Origin of the sequence: Actinoplanes auranticolor, assembly GCF_018332655.1 — a bacterium.
In the GTDB taxonomy this organism is placed as follows: domain Bacteria; phylum Actinomycetota; class Actinomycetes; order Mycobacteriales; family Micromonosporaceae; genus Actinoplanes; species Actinoplanes auranticolor.
This window is the reverse complement of the sequence record NZ_BOQL01000004.1, coordinates 41,346-64,627: the sequence shown is the minus strand read 5'-3', so window position 1 is coordinate 64,627 and position 23,282 is coordinate 41,346. Positions and strand designations below refer to the sequence as shown.

Sequence of the window (23,282 nt, the reverse complement as noted above, 5' to 3'; positions counted from 1 at the left end):
GACGCTAACTTTCCCGGTGCTCCGGCGCCAGTCGAAGCGGCGATTCGCAGGATTTTACGGATCCGGTAAGCACAATCGTGCCGTCACGGCGTCCTTGAGGCAGACATCACGACCGCAGCGGGGGAGCGAGGCAGTGCGCCATGGGTTCGAGGAGTACGTCAGAGCGCGGGGGGACGCGCTCCGCCGGTTCGCCTATCTGCTCTGCGGGGACCGGCACCTGGGCGAGGATCTCGTGCAGGAGGTACTGATCAGGGCGTACCGCCGGTGGTCGCGGATCGAGGCGGACGACCCGGACGCCTATCTGCGGACCGCGCTGGTGCGTTCGCACGTGTCGTGGTTGCGGCGGCGTTCCAGCGGCGAGCGGCCGGGCCGGCGCGAGACCGGTCCGGAGACCGGCACGGCGCCGGGCCGCTCGGTGCCCGACTTCGCCGACCAGCACGCGTCGCGCGACGACCTGTGGTCGCGGCTGGACCGGCTGACCCGCGCCCAGCGGGCGGTGCTGGTGCTGCGCTACTACGAGGACCTCGACGACCGGCAGATCGCCGAGGTGCTGCGCTGCGCCGCGTCGACCGTCCGGGTGCACGCGGCCCGAGGGCTCGCGCGGTTGCGGACCGACCTGAGCCCGTCCCCGTCCACCACCGTTTCCGGAGGTTCGCGATGATGCTCGAAGACGACCTGCGGGCCACGCTGCGCGAGCGCGCCGAGGAGCCGGCCCCGGCGCCGGACCTGCTCGACGCGGTGCGCGGGGGAGTCCGCCGGGCCGACCGGCGCCGGGCGGCGGTGCTGGGGGCGGCGGCGGTGCTGGTGGCCGTGGTGGCCGTACCGGTCGCGATCGCCGGCGGCCGGCCCTCCCCGCCGGCTCCGCAGGGTTCCGCGCCGGCGACGGGCTGGCAGCGGCCGCGGCTGGACCTGCCGCTGTTCCCCCTGACGCCCGGCTGGGCGCCGCCCGGCCTGGGCACCGGTCGGGTCGGGCGGGTGGGACCAACCCTGCTGCTCACTTACGAGGACTCCGCCGACCGTTCCCTGGAGCTGTCGGTGGGGCCGGAGCCGGGGGACTGGGGCGCCGAGGGCGAGGACCGGGCGGCCACGGTGCACGGCCGGCCGGCGACGGTCCGGACCCTCGACGCGGAAATCTACGAGGGCAACCGTCCCGGCGACCGGTACGTGGGTGTGCGGTGGCAACTCGCGGACGGACGCTGGGTCCAGCTCGGCAGCAGCAGCCGGAACACCGAGAGCGAGATGCTGCGGTTCGCGAACGGTCTGCGGCTCCAGGCCATGCCGCCCTCGCCGCTGCCGTTCACTGTGGCCACGGCCCCGCCGGGGCTGGTCCTGCAGGTGATGACCGAGAACTACATGTGCCTGGCGCCCCCGGCGTCGCTCGCCGACGGCGACAGTGGCCACGGGCTCTGCATCGGCCTGGGTACTGCCGCGCCGGACGATGAGCCGTCGCCCGAGGACGAGCAGCTGACCGTCCGGGGCGAGCCGGCGACGCTGGAGACGTCCGACCGGGGGCCGGTGGCGCTGACCGTGCGGCTCGACGCGCAACGCCTGTTGTCGGTCACGGTCGAGCAGAACGACCTGATCCTCACCCGTGACCAGCTGATCCGCTTCGCGGAGGGGATCACCGTGCCGGGCTGAGACAAGTTGCGTCGATTTCCGCGTCGAATTGGTGCATAGAGGCTGGACGGTCGGGTAGTCGCCTCGTCACCACGACGAAGGGATCGATGAAGATGTTCATCCGACGCGCTGCGGCGGTGGCCGGAGTGGCCGCCCTCCTGCTCCTGCCGGCGACCGCCGCGGTGGCGGCACCGTCCGACCAGGACACCACGTTCCTGCGGGCCGCCCATCAGTCCAACCTGGCCGAGATCGCCACCGGCAAGCTGGCCCAGCAGAAGGGCGCCAGCGAGCAGGTGAAGGACCTCGGGGCGCGGTGGGTCGCCGACCACACCAAGCTCGACGCGACGCTCACGGACACCGCCGAAGCGCTGGGCGTGGACCTGCCGGACGCCCCGAACGCCGAGCAGCGGGCGCTGGCCCGGCGCTACGAGGCAGTGTCCGGGCGCGACTTCGACGCGCTGTGGATCCCCACCCAGATGGACGCCCACATGAAGGCCATGCGCCTCGGTGAGAAGGAGGTCGCCGAGGGCAGCGACGCCCAGGTCAAGAAGCTGGCGCAGGACTCGGCACCGGTGGTCGCCGCGCACCACGAGCTGCTGGAGGACGCCGCGAGCGACCTCGGCGTGCCGAGCAACATCGCCACGGGCACGGGCGGGCAGGCCGCCACGTCGAACGCCCCGGCGGCGATCGGCTTCGGCGCGCTGGGTCTGCTGCTGGTGGCGGCGGCCCTGGTGCTGCTGCGCCGCCGCTCCGCGGTCACCACGCGATGAGCCGCCACGGCCGGCGCGCCGCGGGCTGGACCACCCTGGTGGCCGGCCTGGGCGCGCTGGCCGTCGGCCTCGTCCTGACGCTGCGCCCGCCCCCGGCTCCGGCCGACGCGGGCGTGCTCCCGCCACCGGTCGTCGTGTCGGCATCGACGCCCGCGACCGCGAGCGCGGCGGCGAGGACGAGGGCGCCGGCCCCCGCCCGGTGGACGCCGACGAAGGTCACCCTCGACCGGCCGGCGGCCGGCGCCCCGGTCGATCCGGTCGGAGTCACCCGCGACGGCGCGCTCGACGTGCCGGACGATCCGGACCGGCTCGGCTGGTGGATCGGCTCCGCGCTGCCCGGGGACCGGCGGGGGACCGTCCTCATCGCCGGTCACGTCGACACGGCCGAGGACGGCAAGGGCGCGCTCTACCGCCTGGAGAAGCTGGCGATCGGGTCCCGGATCGAGGTCCGCGCCGGGGACCGGAGCGTCGCCTACCGGGTGACGGCCCGGCGCAGCTACGCCAAGAGCCGGTTGCCCGAGGATCTGTTCCGTCGGGACACCAACCCTCAGCTGGCTCTGGTCACCTGCGGGGGAGCGTTCCGCGACGGCGCCTACGACCACAACGTCGTCGTCTACGCCACCCCGATGTGACAGTCGGTGGGACGGCCGGGATGGGTCTATTCTGCGTCACGTGACCGACTCACGTTCCACCTCCGGCGGCCCGGATCTGCGCGTCGATCTGCTCACCCGCGAGTATCCGCCGGAGGTCTACGGCGGAGCCGGGGTGCACGTGGAGTATCTCGCCCGGGACCTGCGCCCGCTGACCGACGTCCGGGTGCACTGCTTCGGTGCCACCCGCGACGAGCCCGGCGTGACGGCGTACCCCGAGCCCGCCGAGCTGGCCGGGGCCAACGCCGCCCTGCGCACGATGGGTGTCGATCTGGGGATGGCGGCGGGCTGCGACGGCACCGACATCGTGCACAGCCACACCTGGTACGCGAACTTCGCCGGCCACACCGCCAAGCTGCTCTACGGCGTCCCGCACGTGGTCACCACACACAGCCTGGAACCGCTGCGTCCGTGGAAGGCCGAGCAGCTGGGCGGTGGTTACGCGCTCTCGTCGTTCTGCGAGCGGACCGCGATCGAGGGCGCCGACGCGATCATCGCCGTCTCCGGGGGCATGAAGCGTGACGTGCTGACCGCGTACCCGGGGGTGGATCCGGACAGGATCCGGGTGGTCTACAACGGCATCGACACCGAGCAGTACGCCCCGAACCGCGGCACCGACGTCATCGAGCGGCTCGGCATCGACCTGAACCGCCCGAGCGTGGTCTTCGTCGGCCGGATCACCCGGCAGAAGGGCCTGCCGTACCTGATGCGGGCCTGCCACGACCTGCCGCCGGAGACCCAGATCGTGCTGCTGGCCGGCGCGCCGGACACCCCGGAGATCGCCGCCGAGGTCGAGGGCCTGGCGATCCAGCTGCGCAACGCGCGCGACGCGGCCGGGGTGATCTGGGTGCAGGAGATGCTGCCCAAGCACGAGGTCGTGCAGGTGCTCACGCACGCCACGGTCTTCGTCTGCCCGTCGGTCTACGAGCCGATGGGCATCGTCAACCTGGAGGCGATGGCCTGCGAGACGGCCGTGGTCGCCACCGCGACCGGCGGCATCCCGGAGGTCGTGGCCGACGGCGAGACCGGCCTGCTGGTCCCGATCGAGCAGGTCACCGACGGCACCGGCACCCCGGTCGACCCGGAGCGCTTCATCGCCGACCTGGCCGCGGCGATGACCAAGCTGATCAAGGACCCGGCCCGGGCCGCCGAGATGGGTCTGGCCGGGCGCCGCCGCGCGGTGGAGCACTTCAGCTGGTCCCGGATCGCCGTGGACACCCTAGAGGTCTACCGCTCGGTGCTCTGATCCAGGATCGCCCGCGCCACGGCCCGCCCGGACAGCCAGGCCGTCTGCACCCGCGGCTTGCCGAAGGCGTCGCCGGCCAGCCACACCCGGCCATCGGTGGCGAACGACGGGTTGCCGGGTCCGGGCTGAGCGTAGGTCCAGCGGTGCACGTGGACCTCGGGCTGCCCGGCCAGGCCCAGCACGTCGTTGACCGCCGCGGCCAGCTCCCCGGCCGCGGCCCCCGGGTCGGCCAGCCGGGGCCGGGCGAAGGCGGCCGTCGAGTGCGCGACCAGCACCGGCGCGGCGTCGCCGCGCCGGTCACCGTCGTCGAAGATCGTGGCCAGCGCCGGGTGGTCGTTCACGAACGCGCCGTGCAGCTCCGGCCAGGACCGCTTCTCGTACGTGCAGACAGCCGCCAGCACCGGCTCCCACGCCTGCGCGCGGGCCGCCTGGGCGATGGCCGCCGGCGGGTCCAGCCGCAGCGCCTGCGGTCCCGGCATGGCCAGCACCACGGCGTCGGCGTCGTCCGGGACCGCACTCAGCTCACTGCTCAGCGTGACGTCGAGCCCGTCAGCCAGGTCGGCGGCCAGCGAGCGCAGCCCGCCCGGCGCCGCCCAGCGCATCGGCCCGGTCGTCGCTTCGCCCGGGAACACCGCCAGGGTGTCGGTCCAGGGCCGGGCCAGTCCCCGCCCGCGCCACGACTCGGCGAGGGCGGCGAAATCCGGGTCGTCGGCCACGAAATAGGCCGCGCCCAGATCGGCGTACCGGCCGTTCAGGCGCTTGCTGGCCAGCCGTCCGCCGACGACCCGGCCCCGCTCGTGCACCCGGACCGCGGCACCCCCGGCGACCAGCTCCCGGGCACACGCCAGCCCGGCGATTCCCGCCCCCACTACGACCACGTTCATGGCCTGAGGGTAGGACCAGGCACACTGGTCCGATGCGCCGTCCTCCCGTCCGGCCCGCCGTGGTCATTGTGGTAGCCATTTTCCTGGCGGTGTCGGTCCTCGGTATCGGACTGCTCCGGGCGGCCACCTACGACCCACCCGGCGCCGGCAGTAAGGCCCCGCCGGGCGCGGCCCAGGTCGGTCCGGCCGCCGGCACCCCGGGCCGGTGCGCGGGCGTGCCGGTCAGCGCCACCAAGGAGCTGCGCGGCATGTGGCTCACCACGGTGATGAACATCGACTGGCCCAGCCGGCCGGGCCTGAGCAAGGAGAAGGTGCAGGCCGAGTACCGCGCCTGGCTCGACCTGGCCGTGTCGATGCGGCACAACGCGATCTTCGTGCACGTGCGGCCCAGCGGCGACGCGTTCTGGGAGTCGGCGTACGCGCCCTGGTCGGAGTGGCTGACCGGCAAGCGGGACGGCAGGTCGCCCGGCTGGGACCCGATGGAGTTCATGATCACCGAGGCGCACGCCCGCAACCTGGAGTTCCACGCCTGGTTCAACCCGTACCGCGGGACCCAGCCCGCCCCGTCCGGGCCCGGCGCCGACTTCAAGAAGCTGGCGCCGAACCATCCGCTGATCAAGCACCGCGACTGGGCCATCTCCTACCCGGACGGCAAGAACGCCCGGCTGTACTTCGACCCGGGCATCCCGGCGGCGCGCAAGTTCGTCGAGGACGCGATGCTGGAGGCCGTCCAGAAGTACGACGTGGACGGCGTGCACTTCGACGACTTCTTCTACCCGTACCCCGAGGGCGGCGGGAACGACTTCGCCGACGACGCCAGTTTCGCCAAGCGGGCCGACAAGTCGCAGAGCCGCGGCGACTGGCGCCGGGCCAACGTCGACACCCTGGTCCGCGAGATGAACCAGCGGATCAAACAGCTCAAGCCCTGGGTCAAGTTCGGCATCAGCCCGTTCGGCATCTGGCGCAACCAGGAGACCGACCGGGCCGGCTCGGACACCCACGGGCTGCAGAGCTACGACGCCATCTACGCCGACACCCGCAAGTGGGTCCGCGAGGGCTGGCTCGACTACATCGTGCCGCAGCTCTACTGGGCGATCGGCTTCGACAAGGCCGACTACACCAAGGCGCTGCCCTGGTGGTCGAACCTGGTCAAGGGCACCCGGGTGCAGCTCTACATCGGGCAGGGCGACTACCGCGTCGGTGAGAAGGGCCCGTGGAAGCAGCCGGACCAGATCGACCGCCAGCTCACCCTCAACGACAAGTACGGCGTACTGGGCAGCGTGCACTTCAGCGCCAAGCAGATCCGCGCGGACCGGCTCGGCTCGGTGACCCGCTACCGCGACAACCACTACTCCGCCCCGGCCCTGCTGCCCCCGATGGCGCAGCTGCCCGCCCGGCCGCCCGCCGCGCCCCGGCTCGTGGCCGCCCGCCGCACCTCCGCCGGAGCGGTGGAGCTCGACTGGCAGGCCGGCACCGGCCCGGAGCCGGCGAGCTGGGCGCTCTACCGGGTGGAGGGCGCCGCCGCGAAGCTGGTCGCCACCGGCCGGGCCGGCACCAAGGTCCAGGACCCGGCCCCGCCGCCGGACGCCGCGCAGTACTGCCTCAGCGGCCTGGACCGTTCCGGCAACGAGAGCCCGATCAGCGCGCCGAGCGGTGTCACCTGACGGGTTTGCCTGGGTTTTCCGCTGCGGGTCGGCTCAGTCGACGGTGCCGTCCGCGACCTCGAAGGTGCGGGTGGTGTGCACCGCTTCGAGCATCCGCCGGTCGTGGGTGACCAGCAGCAGCGTGCCCGGGTAACCGGCCAGCGCCGCCTCCAGCTGCTCGATCGCGGCCAGGTCCAGGTGGTTGGTCGGCTCGTCCAGCACCAGCAGGTTCACCCCGCGGGCCTGCAGCAGCGCCAGCGCCGCCCGGGTCCGCTCACCCGGTGACAGGGTGTCCGCCGGACGCAGCACGTGCGCGGCCCGCAGGCCGAACTTGGCCAGCAGCGTCCGGACCTCGGCGTCGGGCATCTCGGGCACGGCCGCGCCGAACGCCGCCATCAGCGGCTCGTCGCCGAGGAACAGCCCGCGGGCCTGGTCGACCTCGCCGACGATCACGCCCGGTCCCAGCGCCGCCGTACCGGCATCCAGCGGCAGCCGGCCGAGCAGGGCGGCGAGCAGCGTGGACTTCCCGGCGCCGTTCGCCCCGGTGATGGCCACCCGGTCGGCCCAGTCGATCTGCAGGGTCACCGGGCCCAGGACGAAGTCGCCGCGGCGCACGACGGCGTCGCGCAGGGTCGCCACCACGGCCCCGGCGCGGGGCGCGGCGGCGATCTCCATCCGCAGCTCCCACTCCTTGCGCGGCTCCTCCACGACCTCCAGCCGCTCGATCATCCGCTGGGTCTGCCGGGCCTTGGCGGCCTGCTTCTCGGTCGACTCGGCCCGGACGTTGCGGCCGATCTTGTCGTTGTCCTTGGCCTTGCGGCGCGCGTTGCGCACGCCGTGCTCCATCCAGCCGCGCTGCATCTGCGCCCGATCCTGCAGCGCGCCCTTCTTGTCGGCGAACTCCTCGTAGTCCTCCCGCGCATGCCGCCGGGCCCGCTCGCGTTCCTCCAGGTAGGCCCCGTAGCCGCCGCCGTACCGCCGGACCTGCTGCTGGGCCAGATCCAGCTCCAGCACCGCGGTGACCGTACGGGTGAGGAACTCGCGGTCGTGGCTGACCAGCAGCGTGCCGGCGCGCAGCGAGGTGACGAACTCCTCCAGCCGGGCCAGCCCGGCCAGGTCCAGGTCGTTGGTCGGCTCGTCGAGCAGGAACACGTCGTACCGGCTGAGCAGCAGTGACGCCATGCCGGCGCGGGCGGCCTGACCGCCGGAGAGCGCGGTCATCGGATGCTCCAGCGCCACGCCCAGCCCCAGCTCCGCGGCGACGGTGGCGGCGCGCTCGTCCAGGTCGGCGCCACCCAGGTCGAGCCAGCGCTCCAGCGCGGTCCCATAGGTCTCGTCGGCACCGGGCGCGCCCTCGGCCAGCGCCTCGGCCGCGGCGTCCATCGCGAGCTGGGCCGGGCCGACGCCGGTGCGCCGGGCCAGGAAGTCGCGCACGGTCTCCCCGGCGCGCCGCTCGCGCTCCTGCGGCAGATAGCCGACGTTCGCGGTGGGCGGGCTCAGCGACACCGTGCCGGCCTCGACCGGCAACAACCCGGCCAGGGTACGCAGCAGCGTGGTCTTCCCGGCCCCGTTCACACCGACCAGTCCGATCACGTCCCCGGGCGCGACCACCAGGTCGAGGGAGCTGAACAGGGTGCGGTCGCCGTGCCCCGCGGCGAGTTCCTTCACGATCATCGTGGCGCTCATCGGGGCCCGACTCTATCGCCGTGCTACCCGGGGATGGGCACCGCCGTGCCGCTGACCCGTACGCCGTCCTCGCCGGGCGTCAGCGTGACGGTGAGCCGTCCCGGCCGGCCCAGGTCGTCGCCCTGCGACAGCTGCACCACGGCGTCGCCGGGCACCAGCCACTCGTCGCGCAGGTAGCCACCGAACGCGGCCGCGGCGGCCCCGGTGGCCGGATCCTCGTAGACCCCGCCGACCGGGAACGGGTCACGTACGTCGAACCGGTCCTCGGCCGCCCGCCACACCAGCTGCACGGTGGTCCAGCCCTTGGCCTCCATCAGCGCCTTGAGGACCGGCACGTCGTAGTCGAGCTCGGCGAGCCGCTGCCGGGTCCCGGTCGCGATCACCGGGTGGTACGCGCCGGCGTACGCGACCCGGGGCGGCAGGGCCGGGTCCAGGTCCCCGGCCTCCCAGCGCAGCGCGGCCAGCAGAGCCGCCAGGTCCTCGGGGGCCAGCTCGGCCACCCGGGCGCCGACGCTGGTCAGGGTGGCCCGCCGCTGGTCGTCGACGACCACCGGCACCTCGCCGACGTTGGTGACGAACACGTAGGTGCCCGGCCCGTGCCGGTCGGCCAGGGCCACCGCCGTCCCCACGGTCGCGTGCCCGCAGAACGGCACCTCGGCCAGCGGGCTGAAGTAACGCACCCGGTACACCCCCGCACCCCGGTCCTCGGTGAGGAAGGCGGTCTCCGAGTAGCCGACCTCCGCCGCGATCGCCAGCATCTCGGCGTCGGACAGGGTGCCCGCGGCCAGGACCACGCCGGCCGGGTTGCCGCCCGCGGGATCGGCGCTGAACGCGGCGTATCTCAGGATCTCGGCGGGGTCGATCGATTCTGTGGTCATGCCCTCAGCGTCCCGCCGGGGGCCGGGCCCGGCCAGAGCCAATTCCGCGGGCCTGGCCGCGGTCTTGGTCACTTGTCACAGGTCCGGAGTAGCGTTTCCGAAGTGACTGAAGCTTCCACACAGCTCGTCCCCACACCTCCGACCGATCTTCCCCGCACACTGGGCGAGCTCCGGGCCTCCGGCCACGAGTTCCGCACGGTCAAAGAGGAGCTGCGCGACAACCTGCTGGACCGGCTGCGCCGCGGCGCGCCACGCTTCCCCGGCATCGTCGGCTACGACGACACCGTGCTGCCCGAGGTCGAGCGGGCGCTGCTCGCCGGCCACGACATGGTCCTGCTCGGCGAACGGGGCCAGGGCAAGACCCGGCTCATCCGCGGGCTGGTCGACCTGCTCGACGAGTGGACGCCCTGCATCACGGGCTCCGAGCTGCGCGAGCACCCGTACCAGCCGCTCACCCCGGCCACCCGGCGGCTCGCCGCCGAGACCGGCGACCTGCTGCCGATCTCCTGGCTGCACCGCTCCGAGCGCTACGGCGAGAAGCTCGCCACCCCGGACACCAGCGTCGGTGACCTGATCGGCGACGTCGACCCGATCAAGGTGGCCGAGGGCCGGGCCCTGGGCGATCCCGACACGATTCACTTCGGCCTGGTCCCGCGGACCAACCGGGGCATCTTCGCCGTCAACGAGCTGCCCGACCTGGCCGAGCGCATCCAGGTGTCGCTGCTCAACGTGCTCGAGGAGCGCGACATCCAGGTCCGCGGCTACCAGCTGCGCCTGCCGCTGGACCTGCTGCTGGTGGCCTCGGCCAACCCGGAGGACTACACCAACCGCGGCCGGATCATCACGCCGCTCAAGGACCGCTTCGGCGCCGAGATCCGCACCCACTACCCGCTCGAGATCGAGCTGGAGACGGCGCTGATCCGGCAGGAGGCGGCCCTGGCGGCGGCCGTGCCGGACCACCTCGTCGACGTGCTGGCCCGCTACACCCGTGCGGTCCGCGACTCGCCGGCGGTGGACTCCCGCTCCGGCATCTCGGCCCGCTTCGCCATCGCGGCGGCCGAGACCGTGGCCGCGTCCGCGCTGCGCCGGGCCGGGCTCAAGAACGAGCGCGAGGCCGTCGCCCGGATCTGCGACACCGTCTCGGTGACCAGCACCCTGCGCGGCAAGGTCGAGTTCGAGAGCGGCGAGGAGGGACGCGAGACCGAGATCCTCGCCCACCTGTTGCGCCTGGCCACCGCGGAGACGTTCCGGGCCCGGCTGGCCGGCCTCGACCTGTCCGGCTTCACCGATCTGGTGGCCGAGGGCGCCATCATCGAGACCGGCGACCTGGTCTCGGCCGAGGAGCTGCTGGCCCAGATCGGCACCGTGCCGGGCCTGGCCAAGGTGCTCGACCGGCTGGGCCTGGGTGACGCGCCCAGCCCCGGGCAGGCGGCCTCCGGCGTCGAGTTCGTCCTGGAAGGGCTGCACCTCACCCGCCGGCTGGCCAAGGAGCTGACCGACGACGGCCGCACCCTGTACGGGAGCTGAGATGGCGGGTAATCGTTTCCGGTACGGCGTCTGGCGGGACGGGCCCGATCCGCTCGCGCCGCCGTACGACGTGCGGGCGGCCGTGGACGAGGTCGGTGAGCGGGTGCTCAGCGGCGACAATCTGCGCGACGCGCTGCGGGACCTGCTGCGCCGGGGTCCCCGCGACGGCCGGGGCCTGGACGATCTGGAGGCCCGGGCCCGGCGGATGCGCCGCGAGGCGTTGCGCCGGGGCAATCTCGACGGCGCGGTCACCCGGGCCCAGCAACTGCTCGACCAGGCCGTCGCGGCCGAACGCGACGAGCTGCGCGGCCGGGAGGGCGACGACGCCCGCTTCCAGGAGGCGGTGCTCGACAACCTGCCGCGCTCCACGGCCCAGGCCGTGCAGGAGCTGTCCGACTACCAGTGGGCCAGCGACGAGGCCCGGGCGACGTACCAGCAGATCCTCGACCAGTTGCGGCGGGACGTGGTCGAGCAGCGCTTCGCCGGCATGAAGGACGCGCTGCAGGGCCGCGACCCGGCCACCGACGCCCGGGTCGCCGAGATGGTCGGCGATCTCAACGAGCTGCTCGGCAAGCACGCCCGTGGTGAGGACACCGACGACGCGTTCCAGCAGTTCATGGCCAAGCACGGCGAGTTCTTCCCGGAGAACCCGCAGACCATCGACGAGCTGGTCGACTCCCTGGCCCGGCGGGCCGCGGCGGCCGAGCGGCTGATGCGGTCGCTGAGCCCGCAGCAGCGCGAGGAACTGGCCCAGCTCATGGACCAGGCGCTCGGCAACGGGCCGCTGCGCGGTCAGCTGGCCGAGCTGACCGACAACCTGCGCGCGCTGCGCCCCGAGCTGAACTGGAACCGCGGCGAGCGGATGCGCGGCAACGAGGACCTCGGCTACGGCGACGCCACCGCGGCGCTCGGCGAGCTGGGCGAGCTCGACGACCTGCTGGAGCAGCTGGGCCAGGAGCATCCCGGGGCGACCCTGGACGATGTCGACGTCGAGGCGGTGGAGCGCCAGCTCGGCCGCGGTGCCGCCGACGACGTGCGCCGGCTGCGCGAGCTCGAACGCGAGCTGCGCCGCCAGGGCTGGGTCACCCGCGACGAGGACGGGCTCACCCTGTCGCCCAAGGCTCTGCGCCGGCTCGGCCGCACCGCGCTGGCGCAGGTCTTCTCCGACCTGTCCGGCAAGAAGCGCGGCTCGCACGACCTGCGCGACGCGGGCGCGGCCGGTGACCTGATCGGGTCGTCGCGACGCTGGCAGTTCGGCGACGAGCAGCCGCTCGACGTGGTCCGCACCATCGGCAACGCGGTCCGCCGCCGGGCCGGCGGGGGAGTGGGCACGTTGCCGGTGCGCCTGGAGCCGGAGGACTTCGAGGTCGCCGAGACCGAACGGCGGGCGTCGGCGGTGGTCGCGCTGTGTGTCGACCTGTCCTACTCGATGTTCGCCGACGGCCGCTGGGGCCCGATGAAGCAGACCGCGCTGGCGCTGTCGCACCTGGTGGCGACCCAGTTCCCGCAGGACTCGCTGCAGATCATCGGCTTCGGCCGGTACGCGATGAGCCTGTCGCAGGGCGAGCTGGCGGCGATCGAACCGGACATGGTCCAGGGCACCAACCTGCAGCACGCGCTGAAACTGGCCGGGCGGCACCTGCGCCGGCACCCCGGGGCCGAGCCGGTGGTGCTGGTGGTGACCGACGGCGAGCCGACGGCCCACCTGGAGGACGACGGGCAGGCGTACTTCAACTGGCCGACCCTGCCGGAGACGGTGCAGCTGACCGTGCGCGAGGTGGACCTGCTCACCCGCTACGGCGCCACGCTGAACGTCTTCATGCTGGGTGAGGACCCCGGGCTGCGCCGCTTCGTCGACGCGGTGGCCAAGCGCAGCGGCGGCCGGGTCTTCAGCCCGGACGTCTCGGAGCTGGGCCGCTACGTGGTCGACGACTACGTGCGCAGCCGCCGCGGCAAACGCTGAGCGGTGCGGGGCATACCTTCCTAGGACGGCTGAGAGGGTGTGTCCCGCACAACGGCCCGCGCACGGTCCGGCCCGGGGTGAACCGGGACAACGACAGGGCTGGTTATAGTGGCTCGCGAGTGACCGGCCCGCGGTGTCCGGCGTGCCGACCGGGGGGTCGGGCGCGGACGATCCCACCGAGGCGGTGCACGACGTCCGCGGGTGGGGTCCCGCGGCCGGCAGGGGGAGAGGGGGCGCGATGTCGCAGCAGCCTGCGCAGGTGACGCCCGGCTCCCCGGCGCCCGGACGGCCGTCGCCGCTCACCGCCTCCGACCGGATCTGGACCATTCCGAACGTCATCAGCTTCGTCCGGCTGCTCGGCGTACCGGTCTTCCTCTACCTGCTGCTCGGCCCGGAGCACGACGTCGCCGCGGTGATCGTGCTGACCCTGGGCGGCACCACCGACTGGGTCGACGGCTACGTGGCCCGCCGGATGAACTCGGTCAGCCGCCTCGGCGAGCTGCTCGACCCGTTCGCCGACCGCCTCTACATCCTGGCCACGCTGATCGGCTTCACCGTGCGCGAGGTCGTGCCCTGGTGGCTGACCGTGGCCCTGCTGCTGCGCGAGGCCGTGCTGGGGGTCGCGCTGCTGGTGCTGCGCCGCCACGGGTACGGCCCGCCGCCGGTGCACTACGTCGGCAAGACCGGCACGTTCGTACTGCTCGGCGCGTTGCCGATGCTGCTGTTGGCCGAGGCCGTCCCGTCGATCCAGGCCGTCGTCGCGCCGATCGGTTGGGGCCTGGCGTGGTGGGCGCTCGGCCTCTACTGGGCGGCCGCGGTGCTCTACCTGGCGCAGACCCGCGCGCTGCTGCGCGCCGACCGGGCCGAGCAGGCCCGGAGCGGAGCAGTCGCCGGATGAGCTCGCCTGACGGCGGCGACGGTCAGCGCCGGTTCGCCCCGGACTTCCTGACCGAGCTGTTCCAGAACCCCCTCGATCCCGGCTACGCCGACGCGGCCGCCCGCAAGGCCCGCGGCGAAGGCCGGACGGGCGCCACGAAGCGGATCGTCAGCGGCATCAGCGCGCTCACCGTGGCTGCCCTGGGTTTCCTGCTGGTGGTGGCCTACCAGCAGACGACCGCCGCCGAGCCGGCCCGCAGCCAGGCCCGCGAAACGCTGATCGACCAGGTGCAGAACCGCCGCACCGAGACGGCCGAGCTGCAGGCCCGCGCCGACCGGCTCCGCGCCGAGGTCGCCGGGCTGCGCGAGAAACAGCTCGGAGGCGCGGCCGTGGCCCGGATGCGCGACCTGGAGGCCGAGACCGGACTGGCCCCGGTGCGCGGCTCCGGCGCACGGGTGACCGTCGGCGACGGCCCGATGCCGGTGGACCCGCTGACCGGTGAGCGCAAGAGCGAGGCCCGGGTCCGCGACACCGACCTGCAGGTGGCCACGAACGCGCTGTGGGCGGCCGGTGCGGAGGCGGTCGCGGTCAACGGCCAGCGGCTCACCGCCACCTCCACGATCCGCCAGGCGGGCGAGGCGATCCTGGTCGACTTCCGGCCGGTGACCACGCCGTACCAGGTGGTGGCGATCGGACCGGACAACCTCGCCGGTAAGTTCCGCGACGGCGCGGCGGGCCGCTTCTTCCGCGCACTCAACACCAAGTTCGGCATCTCGTACGACGTGGCCGAGCTCAACGACGTCACCCTGGACGCGGCCACCGGGCCGAACCTGCGGCAGGCCTCGCCGTCAGTGCCGCCGTCCAGTGCACCGTCCCCGTCCAGCAAAGCGTCGAAAGGCGGCTGATGATCGCCGTACTCGCCCTGATCGCCGGCGTCGTGCTCGGCGTCGTGTTCCATCCGACGGTGCCGATCGCGCTGCAGCCGTACCTGCCCATCGCGGTCGTGGCCGCGCTGGACGCGGTCTTCGGCGGCGTGCGCGCGAAACTCGACGGCATCTTCGACGACAAGCAGTTCGTGGTCTCCTTCATCTCGAACGTGCTGGTCGCGGGCATCATCGTCTACCTGGGCGACCAACTGGGCGTAGGCGGCCAGCTCTCCATCGGCGTCGTGGTGGTGCTCGGCGTCCGGATCTTCGGCAACGTGGCCGCGATCCGCCGGCACCTGTTCCGGGCGTAGGGGCGGCGATGACCGACGACCAGCAGCCCGACCGTCCCGCGACCGGGCCGTCTGCACCCGACGAGCGGGCCGACCGTCCCGCGGCCGAGTCCTCGTCCGGCGACCGGCAGGCTGACTCGCGTGAGACCGAGGCGGCATCGGAGGTGGGGGAGTCCGGCGAGCGGCCTGGCGCGGCCCGCCGGTCGACCCTGGGCGATCCCGGGATGCCGGCCGCCGGACGGCGACCGGCCGACGAGGAGAGCGTGCGGTCCGGGCACGAGGGGTCGGATCCCTACGCGCCGGTGGACCCGCACGCACCCTTGTCCCCGGACGGCCCGACGATCCGCCTGGCCGGCGCCATGCTGCCGCCGCCCGGAGACGAAGCCGCCCTGAACCCGAAGCGTCAGGGCCGGACAGCTGACGTGTCCGCAGCGGCCGGCGAGGAGGACAGCGGGGTGTCCCGGCCGGATCGGCACGACGACGAGGCCACCACCCTGCTGACACCGCCGGCGGAGGTCGACGAAGAGCCGACGGTGCAGGTCACGCCGCATGCCCTGAGCGGGACGCCGGTCGGGGAGTCGCAGCCGGCAGCCTCCGAGCCGGCAAGGCCGGCTGAGCGGCGGTCGTTCGAGGGCGGATCCACGATGCGGCTGCAACCACCGTTCTTCGCGCCGGGGACCACCAGGACCCCACGCGCGGCACCGCCCACCGACTCCGCCCCGGAGGCCGAGGGCGACACGCCGAATCGCAGCACCGACACGCCGTGGCCCGACTCCGTCGCGGCGGTCCCTCCGGACCAGGGCGACCGGTCCGGCTCCGACCCCGTCGATCACCCACCGACCGGGCGCGAAGACCAGGCCGGGGCCGTCGATGCGCCACCGGCAGGTCACGATGACGAGCCGTGGGTCAGTGCGGTCGACGATCAATCGGCGGGGCACGAGAACCAGCCGTGGGCGCACGCTGCCGGTCAGCCATGGGAGAAGGCCGCGGAGGACCTGCCGGCACGAGGCGACGACCAGACCCGGGTCGACCGCGCCGACGTGGACCCGGCTGCGCAGGGCGACCAGACCTGGCTCGGCCGCGTCGAGGCGTCCCCGGCTGCCGGTCACGACGAGACTTGGCCCGGCCGCGCAGAGACAAGCCCGGTCGCCGGGCACGCCGACTCCTGGCCCGGCCGCGCTGAAGTACCCCCGGCTGCCGGTCACGACGAGACCTGGCCCGGCCGCGCCGAGGTGAGCCCGACTGCGGAGCGCGACGACTGGTCCGGCTCGGCCGACGTAGTCCCGGCTGCCCGCCACGACGAGACCTGGTCCGACGCCGCCGACGGGCCGCCGGCCAAGCGGGATGACCAGCCGTGGGATGCGGTGGCCTCCCCCGGCGACGCAGACCGGAAGCCGGCTACTGACGGTTCCCTCGGCCAGGCGGACGAGTCGCGGGAGCCGTGGCAGAGCTCGCCGGCCGGCCCCGACCGGTGGCCAGACACCTCGTCCTGGCCCGTCGAAGACGCAGCCGGGCCCGACGTGGCAGCTGAGCACGCCGACGCCGCCGAGCGTGGCCATGTATCGCAGCAGGACGACCACCCCGGGGGAAGCGTGTCCGCGACTGTTGTCGGGGAGCGCGACACGCCCGAGCGGTGGCACGACAACATGGCCCGCGCCGCGGCCGCCGCCGACGTCCGCGACGACTCCGTCCGCGGCACGCCGGGGACGTCACCCGAACCGGTGACGGCCGCCGCCGGCAACGGTCAGGCCACTGCGGGCAGCGGTCCTGCCGACGCCGGCGACGGCGCTGTTGCCGTACCGGACAAAGAGAAGGCTCCGGCCGGGCGGCGGCTGTCGTCCGCCGGCGCTCTGATCTGGTTGTTGCTCGCCCTGCTCGGCTTCACCCTGGCCGTGCAGTTGCGCAGCAACGACCAGGATGCCGGGCTAGCCACCGCGCGCCAGGAGGATCTCGTCGGGATCCTCAGTGATCTCGAGGCGCGTGACCAGCGGCTGCAGCAGGAGATCAACGCCCTCGAGGAGAGTCAGCGGCAGCTGACCTCCGGTGTCGCCGGGCGGGAGGCCGCGCTCGCCGAGGCCGGTAAGCGGGCCGATGAGCTCGGTCTGCTCTCCGGCACCCTGCCCGCGCGGGGGCCGGGGTTGAAGATCTTCATCGACCCGAAGGGCCAGCCGATCAAGGCTTCCGCCATTCTGAACGCCGTGCAGGAGCTGCGCGGGGCCGGCGGTGAGGTGATGGAGATCATCGGCGACAACGGTGTCGCCGTACGGATCGTCGCCTCGTCCTATTTCGTCGACGGCGCCGGTGGTCAGGTGATCGTCGACGGCAAGCAGCTCAGCGGCCCGTACACGCTCTGGGTGATCGGTGTGCCGTCGACGATGCAGACGGCGTTGCAGATCCCCGGTGGGGTGGTCGCTTCGGTGAGCCAGGCCGGCGGTAACGTGACCATGGAGCAACGCACGGCGGTCGAGGTGACCGCGGTGCGTCAGCCCACCAGCCTGCAGTACGCGCGTCCGGTCTCGTGAGCGGGCGGGCTTGTCAACGGAGGAATGCGTGATTCCTGAGGACCTGCGGTACACGGCCGAGCACGAGTGGGTGTCCGGTGACGGCACCGCGCCCGTGCGGGTGGGCATCACCCACTTCGCGCAGGACGCGCTCGGCGACATCGTCTTCGTGCAGCTGCCCGACGAGGGTACGGCTGTGCAGGCCGGCGACCAGCTCGGCGAGATCGAGTCGACGAAGAGCGTCTCGGAGATCTACGCGCCGATCGCCGGCACCGTGGTCGCCCGTAACGGCAGTCTCGCCGACGAGCCGGAGTTGATCAACGCTGAGCCGTACGCGGCCGGCTGGCTCGTCGAGATCGCCCCGGACGACCCGGCGGCGCTCGGTGGCCTGCTGGACGCAGAAGCTTACAAGGCGCTGACCGACAGCTGATCGCCCGCGCGTCTGGTTGCTCGCCATTTCGGCGCTGACTAGGCTCGCGGGGCACATGGAGAAACCTGCAATTCCTTTCTCATACCGAAAGTCGTGCCGTCCGGACCTCCGGGCAGCGGCGGGGGGCGCTGCGCTCCGGACCCGGACCCGGGTCCGGCTCGCTCACCCCGTGTCGTCGGGCGGCGAGGCGAAACTGATCCGTGAGGTGGTCCGATGACGCGCCCAGACGACGAGTTCCCCCCGCTCGACGTCACGTCCACGCTGAACCTCGGTGCGCTCGACGAGGTGCTCGAGGGCCCCGAGACCGACGTGGTACCGAGCCGGATGTCCGGTTCGCTGCCCCCGGGGATGGCGCTGCTGGTCGTGCGCCGTGGCCCCAACGCGGGTGCGCGGTTCCTGCTGGACCATGACGTGACCACGAGTGGCCGACACCCCGACAGCGACATCTTCCTGGACGACGTGACGGTCTCGCGCCGGCACGCCGAGTTCCACCGCGACGGGGGCACCTTCACGGTCCGCGACGTGGGTTCGCTCAACGGCACCTACGTCAACCGCGAGCGGGTCGAGTCGGCCACCCTGAGCAACGGGGACGAGGTCCAGATCGGCAAGTTCCGGCTGGTCTTCATCGCCGGTCCCCGGCCGGAGGGCGAGGGAAGCGGGGCGTGAACCCGTCGGGGGCGGCCGCGCACGACCCCGGGTCTCGGGCCCAGGGTCAACGTGACGCTGCGCTGATGAGCATCGGGGAGGTGCTGGCCCAGCTGCGGACCGAGTTCCCGGACACCACGATCTCCAAGCTCCGGTTCCTGGAGGCGGAAGGGCTGGTGGACCCGCAGCGCACCGCCTCCGGCTACCGCAAGTACTCGTGGAACGACGTGGCGCGGCTGCGTTTCGTCCTGACCGCGCAGCGGGACCAGTACCTCCCGCTGCGCGTCATCCGCGAGCAGCTCGAGGCGCAGGAGCGCGGTGACGACACGCTGTCGCACCGGCGTCCTTCGCTGGTGGCGGTCGGCTCGGAGGCCGAGGTGCCGGCGGACGCCGCCGACACCCGGGTGTCGCGGGCCGACCTGGTCGAGCGCACCGGCATCGCCGAGCAGATGCTCACCGAGCTGGAGCAGATGGGCCTGGTGGTCTCGCGGCCGCCGGGCTGGTACGACGGCGACGCCGTGGTGATCGTCGAGGCCGTGGTGGGCCTGGTCCGGCACGGCCTGGAGCTGCGGCACCTGCGCGCGTTCCGGACCGGTGCGGACCGGGAGGTCGGGCTCTTCGCCCAGCTGCTGACGCCGCTGATGCGCCAGCACGACCCGGCGGCGCGGGCCCGGGCGGCGGAGACGGCGCGCGAGTTGCAGGCTCTGTCCCAGCGTCTGCACGCGGCTCTGGTGCGGGCGGGACTGCGGGACACGCTCGGACGGTGAGGGACGGGGTTTCCGGTTTGCCGCGGGTGGCCGGGGTAACCCCACAGACACGGGCATCGTGTGGCGCTCGGTCCCGAGCGTCCGTGTACCGTGCAGGATAGGCGGGAAACAGCCTGATGGTCGCGTTGCCTCACGGGGCGACGGCGGCCTTACGGGGCGGCTACGACGAAGCGACACGGAGGCGGGCGGTGCGCGAGCTGAGCGTGGTCGGGGTTCGGGTGGAGCTGCCCAGTAACCAGCCGATCGTCCTGCTCAGGGAGGTCGACGGCGATCGGTACCTGCCGATCTGGATCGGCGCGGTGGAGGCGACTGCCATCGCGTACGAGCAGCAGGGCGTGAAGCCCGCCCGGCCGTTGACCCATGATCTGCTACGGGACATCCTCGCGGCGCTCGAGGCGCCGCTGAAGGCCGTCGAGATCACGGAACTCAAGGAGAACGTGTTCTACGCGGATCTGCTGATCGGTGACGATCTGCGGGTCTCGGCGCGGCCGAGCGACTCGATCGCTCTGGCCCTGCGCGTGGGGGCGCCGATCCGGTGTGCCGATCAGGTGCTCACCGAGGCCGGCATCGTCATCCCCGACGAGCAGGAGGACGAGGTGGAGAAGTTCCGCGAGTTCCTCGACCAGGTACGCCCGGAGGACTTCGCGGGCTGAGCCGCGCATCGACGGTCACCACAGGTCCGGTCGTCCGTACGCGGCGTGTCGCAGCATTACCTCCCTGTTTCGTGGCTCGCTGAGTTATACGCTCGTGAAGTCCAGGTGAAGCGGCACCGCGCAGCGGGGAGGTAGTCGCGTGCACGAGTCAGACTCTGAAGAGGGTCCGCTTGTCGGCGAGGACGGCGATACCGGGTATCGCGGAGTGACGGCTTGTCAGGCGGTCGGCATCAGCTACCGCCAGCTCGACTACTGGGCGCGGACGACGCTCGTGGTGCCCAGCATCCGCGACGCCTCCGGCTCCGGCACGCAGCGGCTCTACTCGTTCCGCGACCTGGTCGTCCTCAAGGTGGTCAAGCGCCTGCTGGACGCCGGTGTCTCCCTGCAGAACATCCGCAAGGCGATCGAGACGCTGCGCTCGCGCGGCGTGGACGACCTGGCCGGCATCACCCTGATCTCCGACGGCACGACGGTCTACGAGTGCCGTTCGCCGGAGGAGGTCGTGGATCTGCTCCAGGGCGGCCAGGGTGTCTTCGGCATCGCCATCGGCGGCGCCTTCAAGGAGATCCAGGGTTCGCTGTCGCACCTGCCCGCCGAGCCCGCCGCCGGCCCGCAGCCGGTCGGCACCGGCCTGAGCACCGAGCCCGCCGCGGGTGACGAGCTCGCGGCCCGCCGGGCCCGCCGTCGCGCGGGTTGAGCCGCTCGCGGCACGGCATGACGACTGCTGAGCGCCTCACCGAGGGTCGTCGCCGGTCGCGGGATCTTGGCCGGCCGCCTGCCGGGTCGGGCGGATCCGGCCAGGCTACATTCTCCAGGTGACCGAGCCCTTCGCCGCCGCTGGGACGCTGCGCGACGCGTACCAGCGCGTCGACTGGGCGGCCACCTCGCTGGGGCCGGTCGCGTCGTGGAGTCCGGCCCTGCGCGCCGCCCTGGATCTGACGCTGCACACCCGGGCGCCGGTGACCCTGTTATGGGGCTCCGACCACGTCCTGGTCTACAACGAGGCGTACGCGCCGATGATCGGCGACAAGCACCCCGCCGCGCTGGGCGCGCCGGCCGCGAAGGTCTTCGCCGAGATCTGGTCCACCATCGGTCCGATGCTCGATGCCGTGCTGGCCGGGCGGGGTGCGACCTGGGTCGAGGACCTGCGCCTGCTGATGGACCGTCGCGGGTTCCTCGAGGAGACGTACTTCACCTTCTCGTACTCGGCCGTGCACGACAGCGACGGCCGCATCGCCGGCGCCATCGACATCGCCTCCGAGACCACCGCCCAGGTGCTGGGCCGGCGGCGGCTGGCGCTGCTGGGCCGGCTCAACGATCAGCTCACCGATGCCGAGGACGTGGAGCAGCTGATCGAGCATGCCCTGCCCGTGCTGCGCTCGGCGCCCGACGACCTGCCCGGCGTGGAGATCGTGTTGCCGGAGGACCAGGTGCCGACGGCGGCCTGGCCGGCGCCGCTGGACCGCGACGTGGCCGTCGAGACCACCGAGGCGGGCCGGATCGCGCGGATCCGGCTCACCGGGGGCGACCGGGACCGCTCCGAGGTGGTGCTGGTCAGCCGGGTGAGCCCGCACCTGGCCGTCGACGAGGAGTATCTGCGTTTCTTCCGGCTGCTCGGCGCGGCCCTCGCTCAGGGTCTGCACCGGGCCGGCGTCCGGCAGGCCGAGCGGCGGGCCACGGCCATGGAACGCGAACTGGCCGAGGCGTTGCAGCGCAGCCTGCTCGCGCCTCCGGTGCAGCCCGAGCACACCGAGGTGGCGGTGCGGTACCAGCCGGTCGGCGAGGGCGCGCACATCGGTGGCGACTGGTACGACGCGTTCACCCTGCCCGACGGCCGGGTGACGATCGTGGTCGGCGACGTCACCGGGCACGACCGGCGGGCCGCGGCGGCGATGAGCGAGATCCGCAGCCTGCTCCGCGGTATCTCGTATGCGCTGCTCAAGTCGCCGGCGCTGGTGCTGACCGGGCTCCAGGAGGCGATGCGGGGCTTCGCCGTGGACGCCTTCGCCACGGTGGTGCTGGCCCAGATCGAACGCGAGGACCACGGCACCCGGACGCTGCGCTGGTCCAACGCGGGCCATCCGCCGCCGGTGCTCCTCGCGCCGGACGGTTCCGTACGGCTGCTGGAGGCCCGCCCGGAAACCCTGCTCGGCACCCGGGAACGGACCGTCCGGACCGACCACCAGGTCCAGCTGCTGCCCGGCACCAGCGTGATCTTCTACACCGACGGCCTGGTGGAGCGGCGCGGCGCCACGCTCGACGACGGCCTGCGCGAGCTGACCCGGGTGCTGCAGGACTGCACCGCGATGACCGCCGAGCAGATCTGCGACCACCTGCTGGGCTACTTCTCGCAGGACACCGAGGACGACGTGGTGCTCGCCGTCCTGCGGGCCCGGAGCTGATCAGCCGCCGGCCAGCAGCCGCAGCACCAGGGCCAGCGGTGGCCAGGCGGCGCGCCCGTGGCGGGTCACGGCGTAGCACCGCAGCCGCACGTCGACCCCGGTGAGCTCGATCAGCCGTACGCCGGGCAGCGTCGCGGTCCGCAGCGGCAGCAGCCCGACGCCCAGCCCGGCGACGATCATGTCCTGCACCAGATCCAGACTGTCCGCGCGGTGCACGATCCGCGGGGTGCAGCCGGCCAGCGAGGCCATCGTGCGGACCACGTCCTCGTCGGCGGTGTTGCGGGAGTTGACGATCCAGTCGTGGTCGGCGAACCCGGCGAAGTCGGTGGCCGGGTCGTCGCGCGGCACCGCCAGACCCCACGGTGTCTCCCACAGCGGCACGGCGTCCAGGCCCGGGGCGAAGGCGGCCGGGGCCAGGTTGTAGTCGTAGGTCAGCGCGAGGTCCATCGCGTCGGTCGCCAGCAGCTCGAAGGCCTCGGCCGGTTCGTGCTCGTGGATCAGCAGCCGGACCCGGGGGTGGGTGGCGGCGAGCGTGGCCGCGACGGGCAGCAGGGACCGGCGTACGGCGGTGGCGAAGCCCGCGACCCGCAGTGCCCCGGCCGGCTCGGCGTCCGGGTCCAGGTCGAGCCGGGCCGCCTCGACCGCGGCCAGGATGGTGACCGCGTGCCGGGCCAGGCGTTGTCCGGCCGGGGTGAGCCGGACCCGCCGGCCGTCCGGCTCGATCAGCGTGGCGCCGGCCTCGCGGGCCAGGACGCCCAGCTGCTGGGAGACCGTCGAGGTGGTGACGTGCATCTCGTCGGCGACGGCCCGCATCGAGCCGAGCCGCGACAGTTCCACCAGTAACCGCAGGCGGCGGGTGTCCATCCCGCCATTGTCAGTCACCGTCGAACGGTGTGTCCACCATTGGCACGTGGACTTGAACGGTGT

Annotated in this window: 22 protein-coding genes; 18 read left to right on the top strand and 4 right to left on the bottom strand. The window is 73.1% G+C overall.

Translation table 11 applies throughout. The annotated features are described in order from the left end of the window. Window positions 1–133: 133 nt before the first annotated feature. From Aau02nite_RS02075 to glgA, 5 genes are all read left to right on the top strand, one after another. On the top strand, window positions 134–661 hold the full coding sequence (locus tag Aau02nite_RS02075; RefSeq protein WP_246594829.1) for a SigE family RNA polymerase sigma factor: 528 nt from the start codon (window positions 134–136) through the stop codon (window positions 659–661). Further along, window positions 658–1,638, top strand: a complete 981-nt coding sequence (locus tag Aau02nite_RS02070) for a hypothetical protein (RefSeq protein ID WP_212986562.1) — start codon at window positions 658–660, stop codon at window positions 1,636–1,638. Before Aau02nite_RS02075 ends, Aau02nite_RS02070 begins: the two co-directional genes overlap by 4 nt. Before the next feature lie 86 nt (window positions 1,639–1,724). After that, window positions 1,725–2,387 (top strand): DUF4142 domain-containing protein, encoded by a 663-nt coding sequence (locus Aau02nite_RS02065; protein ID WP_246594828.1) that lies wholly within the window; start codon window positions 1,725–1,727, stop codon window positions 2,385–2,387. After that, complete coding sequence (locus Aau02nite_RS02060; RefSeq protein WP_212986561.1) at window positions 2,384–3,019, top strand: class F sortase; 636 nt, start codon at window positions 2,384–2,386, stop codon at window positions 3,017–3,019. The genes Aau02nite_RS02065 and Aau02nite_RS02060 overlap by 4 nt, the downstream gene beginning before the upstream one ends. Window positions 3,020–3,059: 40 nt before the next feature. After that, on the top strand, window positions 3,060–4,283 hold the full coding sequence (glgA, locus tag Aau02nite_RS02055; protein WP_246594827.1) for a glycogen synthase: 1,224 nt from the start codon (window positions 3,060–3,062) through the stop codon (window positions 4,281–4,283). Here the strand turns inward: glgA and Aau02nite_RS02050 are convergent. Further along, the gene (locus Aau02nite_RS02050) at window positions 4,265–5,167 is read right to left on the bottom strand and encodes an NAD(P)/FAD-dependent oxidoreductase (protein WP_212986560.1); all 903 of its coding nucleotides are present in this window, start codon (window positions 5,165–5,167) and stop codon (window positions 4,265–4,267) included. The genes glgA and Aau02nite_RS02050 overlap by 19 nt on opposite strands. A gap of 32 nt (window positions 5,168–5,199) precedes the next feature. Here Aau02nite_RS02050 and Aau02nite_RS02045 point away from each other — a divergent pair, with 32 nt between their 5' ends. Beyond that, complete coding sequence (locus tag Aau02nite_RS02045; protein ID WP_212986559.1) at window positions 5,200–6,831, top strand: glycoside hydrolase family 10-like protein; 1,632 nt, start codon at window positions 5,200–5,202, stop codon at window positions 6,829–6,831. A gap of 33 nt (window positions 6,832–6,864) precedes the next feature. Here the strand turns inward: Aau02nite_RS02045 and Aau02nite_RS02040 are convergent, their stop codons facing one another. Together Aau02nite_RS02040 and Aau02nite_RS02035 are read right to left on the bottom strand one after the other, a co-directional pair. Continuing rightward, window positions 6,865–8,496: an ABC-F family ATP-binding cassette domain-containing protein gene (locus tag Aau02nite_RS02040; protein ID WP_212986558.1), complete on the bottom strand. Its 1,632-nt coding sequence runs from the start codon at window positions 8,494–8,496 to the stop codon at window positions 6,865–6,867. Between the two features lie 23 nt (window positions 8,497–8,519). After that, on the bottom strand, window positions 8,520–9,374 hold the full coding sequence (locus Aau02nite_RS02035) for a PhzF family phenazine biosynthesis protein (RefSeq protein WP_212986557.1): 855 nt from the start codon (window positions 9,372–9,374) through the stop codon (window positions 8,520–8,522). A gap of 102 nt (window positions 9,375–9,476) precedes the next feature. On the opposite strand from Aau02nite_RS02035, the gene Aau02nite_RS02030 reads away from it, so the two are divergent. The 12 genes from Aau02nite_RS02030 to Aau02nite_RS01975 all read left to right on the top strand — a co-directional run bounded on the left by Aau02nite_RS02030 (window position 9,477) and on the right by Aau02nite_RS01975 (window position 22,355). Next, the gene (locus Aau02nite_RS02030) at window positions 9,477–10,901 is read left to right on the top strand and encodes a sigma 54-interacting transcriptional regulator (protein ID WP_212986556.1); all 1,425 of its coding nucleotides are present in this window, start codon (window positions 9,477–9,479) and stop codon (window positions 10,899–10,901) included. A gap of 1 nt (window position 10,902) precedes the next feature. Further along, window positions 10,903–12,864 (top strand): vWA domain-containing protein, encoded by a 1,962-nt coding sequence (locus Aau02nite_RS02025; RefSeq protein ID WP_212986555.1) that lies wholly within the window; start codon window positions 10,903–10,905, stop codon window positions 12,862–12,864. Between the two features lie 238 nt (window positions 12,865–13,102). Next, window positions 13,103–13,762 carry a cardiolipin synthase ClsA gene (gene clsA, locus Aau02nite_RS02020; RefSeq protein WP_212986554.1) on the top strand — a complete coding sequence of 220 codons (660 nt, stop codon included), beginning with the start codon at window positions 13,103–13,105 and terminating at the stop codon, window positions 13,760–13,762. Further along, window positions 13,759–14,646 (top strand): DUF881 domain-containing protein, encoded by an 888-nt coding sequence (locus Aau02nite_RS02015; protein ID WP_212986553.1) that lies wholly within the window; start codon window positions 13,759–13,761, stop codon window positions 14,644–14,646. The genes clsA and Aau02nite_RS02015 overlap by 4 nt, the downstream gene beginning before the upstream one ends. After that, window positions 14,646–14,978, top strand: a complete 333-nt coding sequence (locus Aau02nite_RS02010) for a small basic family protein (protein WP_212986552.1) — start codon at window positions 14,646–14,648, stop codon at window positions 14,976–14,978. The genes Aau02nite_RS02015 and Aau02nite_RS02010 overlap by 1 nt, the downstream gene beginning before the upstream one ends. Window positions 14,979–14,986: 8 nt before the next feature. Then, the gene (locus Aau02nite_RS46115; protein WP_246594826.1) at window positions 14,987–17,479 is read left to right on the top strand and encodes a DUF881 domain-containing protein; all 2,493 of its coding nucleotides are present in this window, start codon (window positions 14,987–14,989) and stop codon (window positions 17,477–17,479) included. A gap of 28 nt (window positions 17,480–17,507) precedes the next feature. Next, complete coding sequence (gcvH, locus tag Aau02nite_RS02000) at window positions 17,508–17,888, top strand: glycine cleavage system protein GcvH (protein ID WP_212986551.1); 381 nt, start codon at window positions 17,508–17,510, stop codon at window positions 17,886–17,888. Between the two features lie 213 nt (window positions 17,889–18,101). Further along, on the top strand, window positions 18,102–18,554 hold the full coding sequence (gene odhI / locus Aau02nite_RS01995; protein WP_023362861.1) for an oxoglutarate dehydrogenase inhibitor Odhl: 453 nt from the start codon (window positions 18,102–18,104) through the stop codon (window positions 18,552–18,554). A 65-nt stretch (window positions 18,555–18,619) separates the two neighbouring features. Next, window positions 18,620–19,300 carry a transcriptional regulator FtsR gene (ftsR, locus tag Aau02nite_RS01990; RefSeq protein WP_212986550.1) on the top strand — a complete coding sequence of 227 codons (681 nt, stop codon included), beginning with the start codon at window positions 18,620–18,622 and terminating at the stop codon, window positions 19,298–19,300. A gap of 188 nt (window positions 19,301–19,488) precedes the next feature. Further along, window positions 19,489–19,953 carry a bifunctional nuclease family protein gene (locus tag Aau02nite_RS01985; protein ID WP_125804926.1) on the top strand — a complete coding sequence of 155 codons (465 nt, stop codon included), beginning with the start codon at window positions 19,489–19,491 and terminating at the stop codon, window positions 19,951–19,953. Window positions 19,954–20,092: 139 nt separating this feature from the next. Next, a complete protein-coding gene (locus tag Aau02nite_RS01980; protein WP_212986549.1) occupies window positions 20,093–20,650 on the top strand; it encodes a MerR family transcriptional regulator in 558 nt (185 codons plus the stop codon). Window positions 20,651–20,768: 118 nt separating this feature from the next. After that, complete coding sequence (locus tag Aau02nite_RS01975) at window positions 20,769–22,355, top strand: PP2C family protein-serine/threonine phosphatase (protein ID WP_212986548.1); 1,587 nt, start codon at window positions 20,769–20,771, stop codon at window positions 22,353–22,355. On the opposite strand, the gene Aau02nite_RS47235 is transcribed toward Aau02nite_RS01975, so the two are convergent. Next, on the bottom strand, window positions 22,356–23,237 hold the full coding sequence (locus Aau02nite_RS47235; RefSeq protein ID WP_212986547.1) for a LysR family transcriptional regulator: 882 nt from the start codon (window positions 23,235–23,237) through the stop codon (window positions 22,356–22,358). Window positions 23,238–23,282 lie beyond the last annotated feature (45 nt).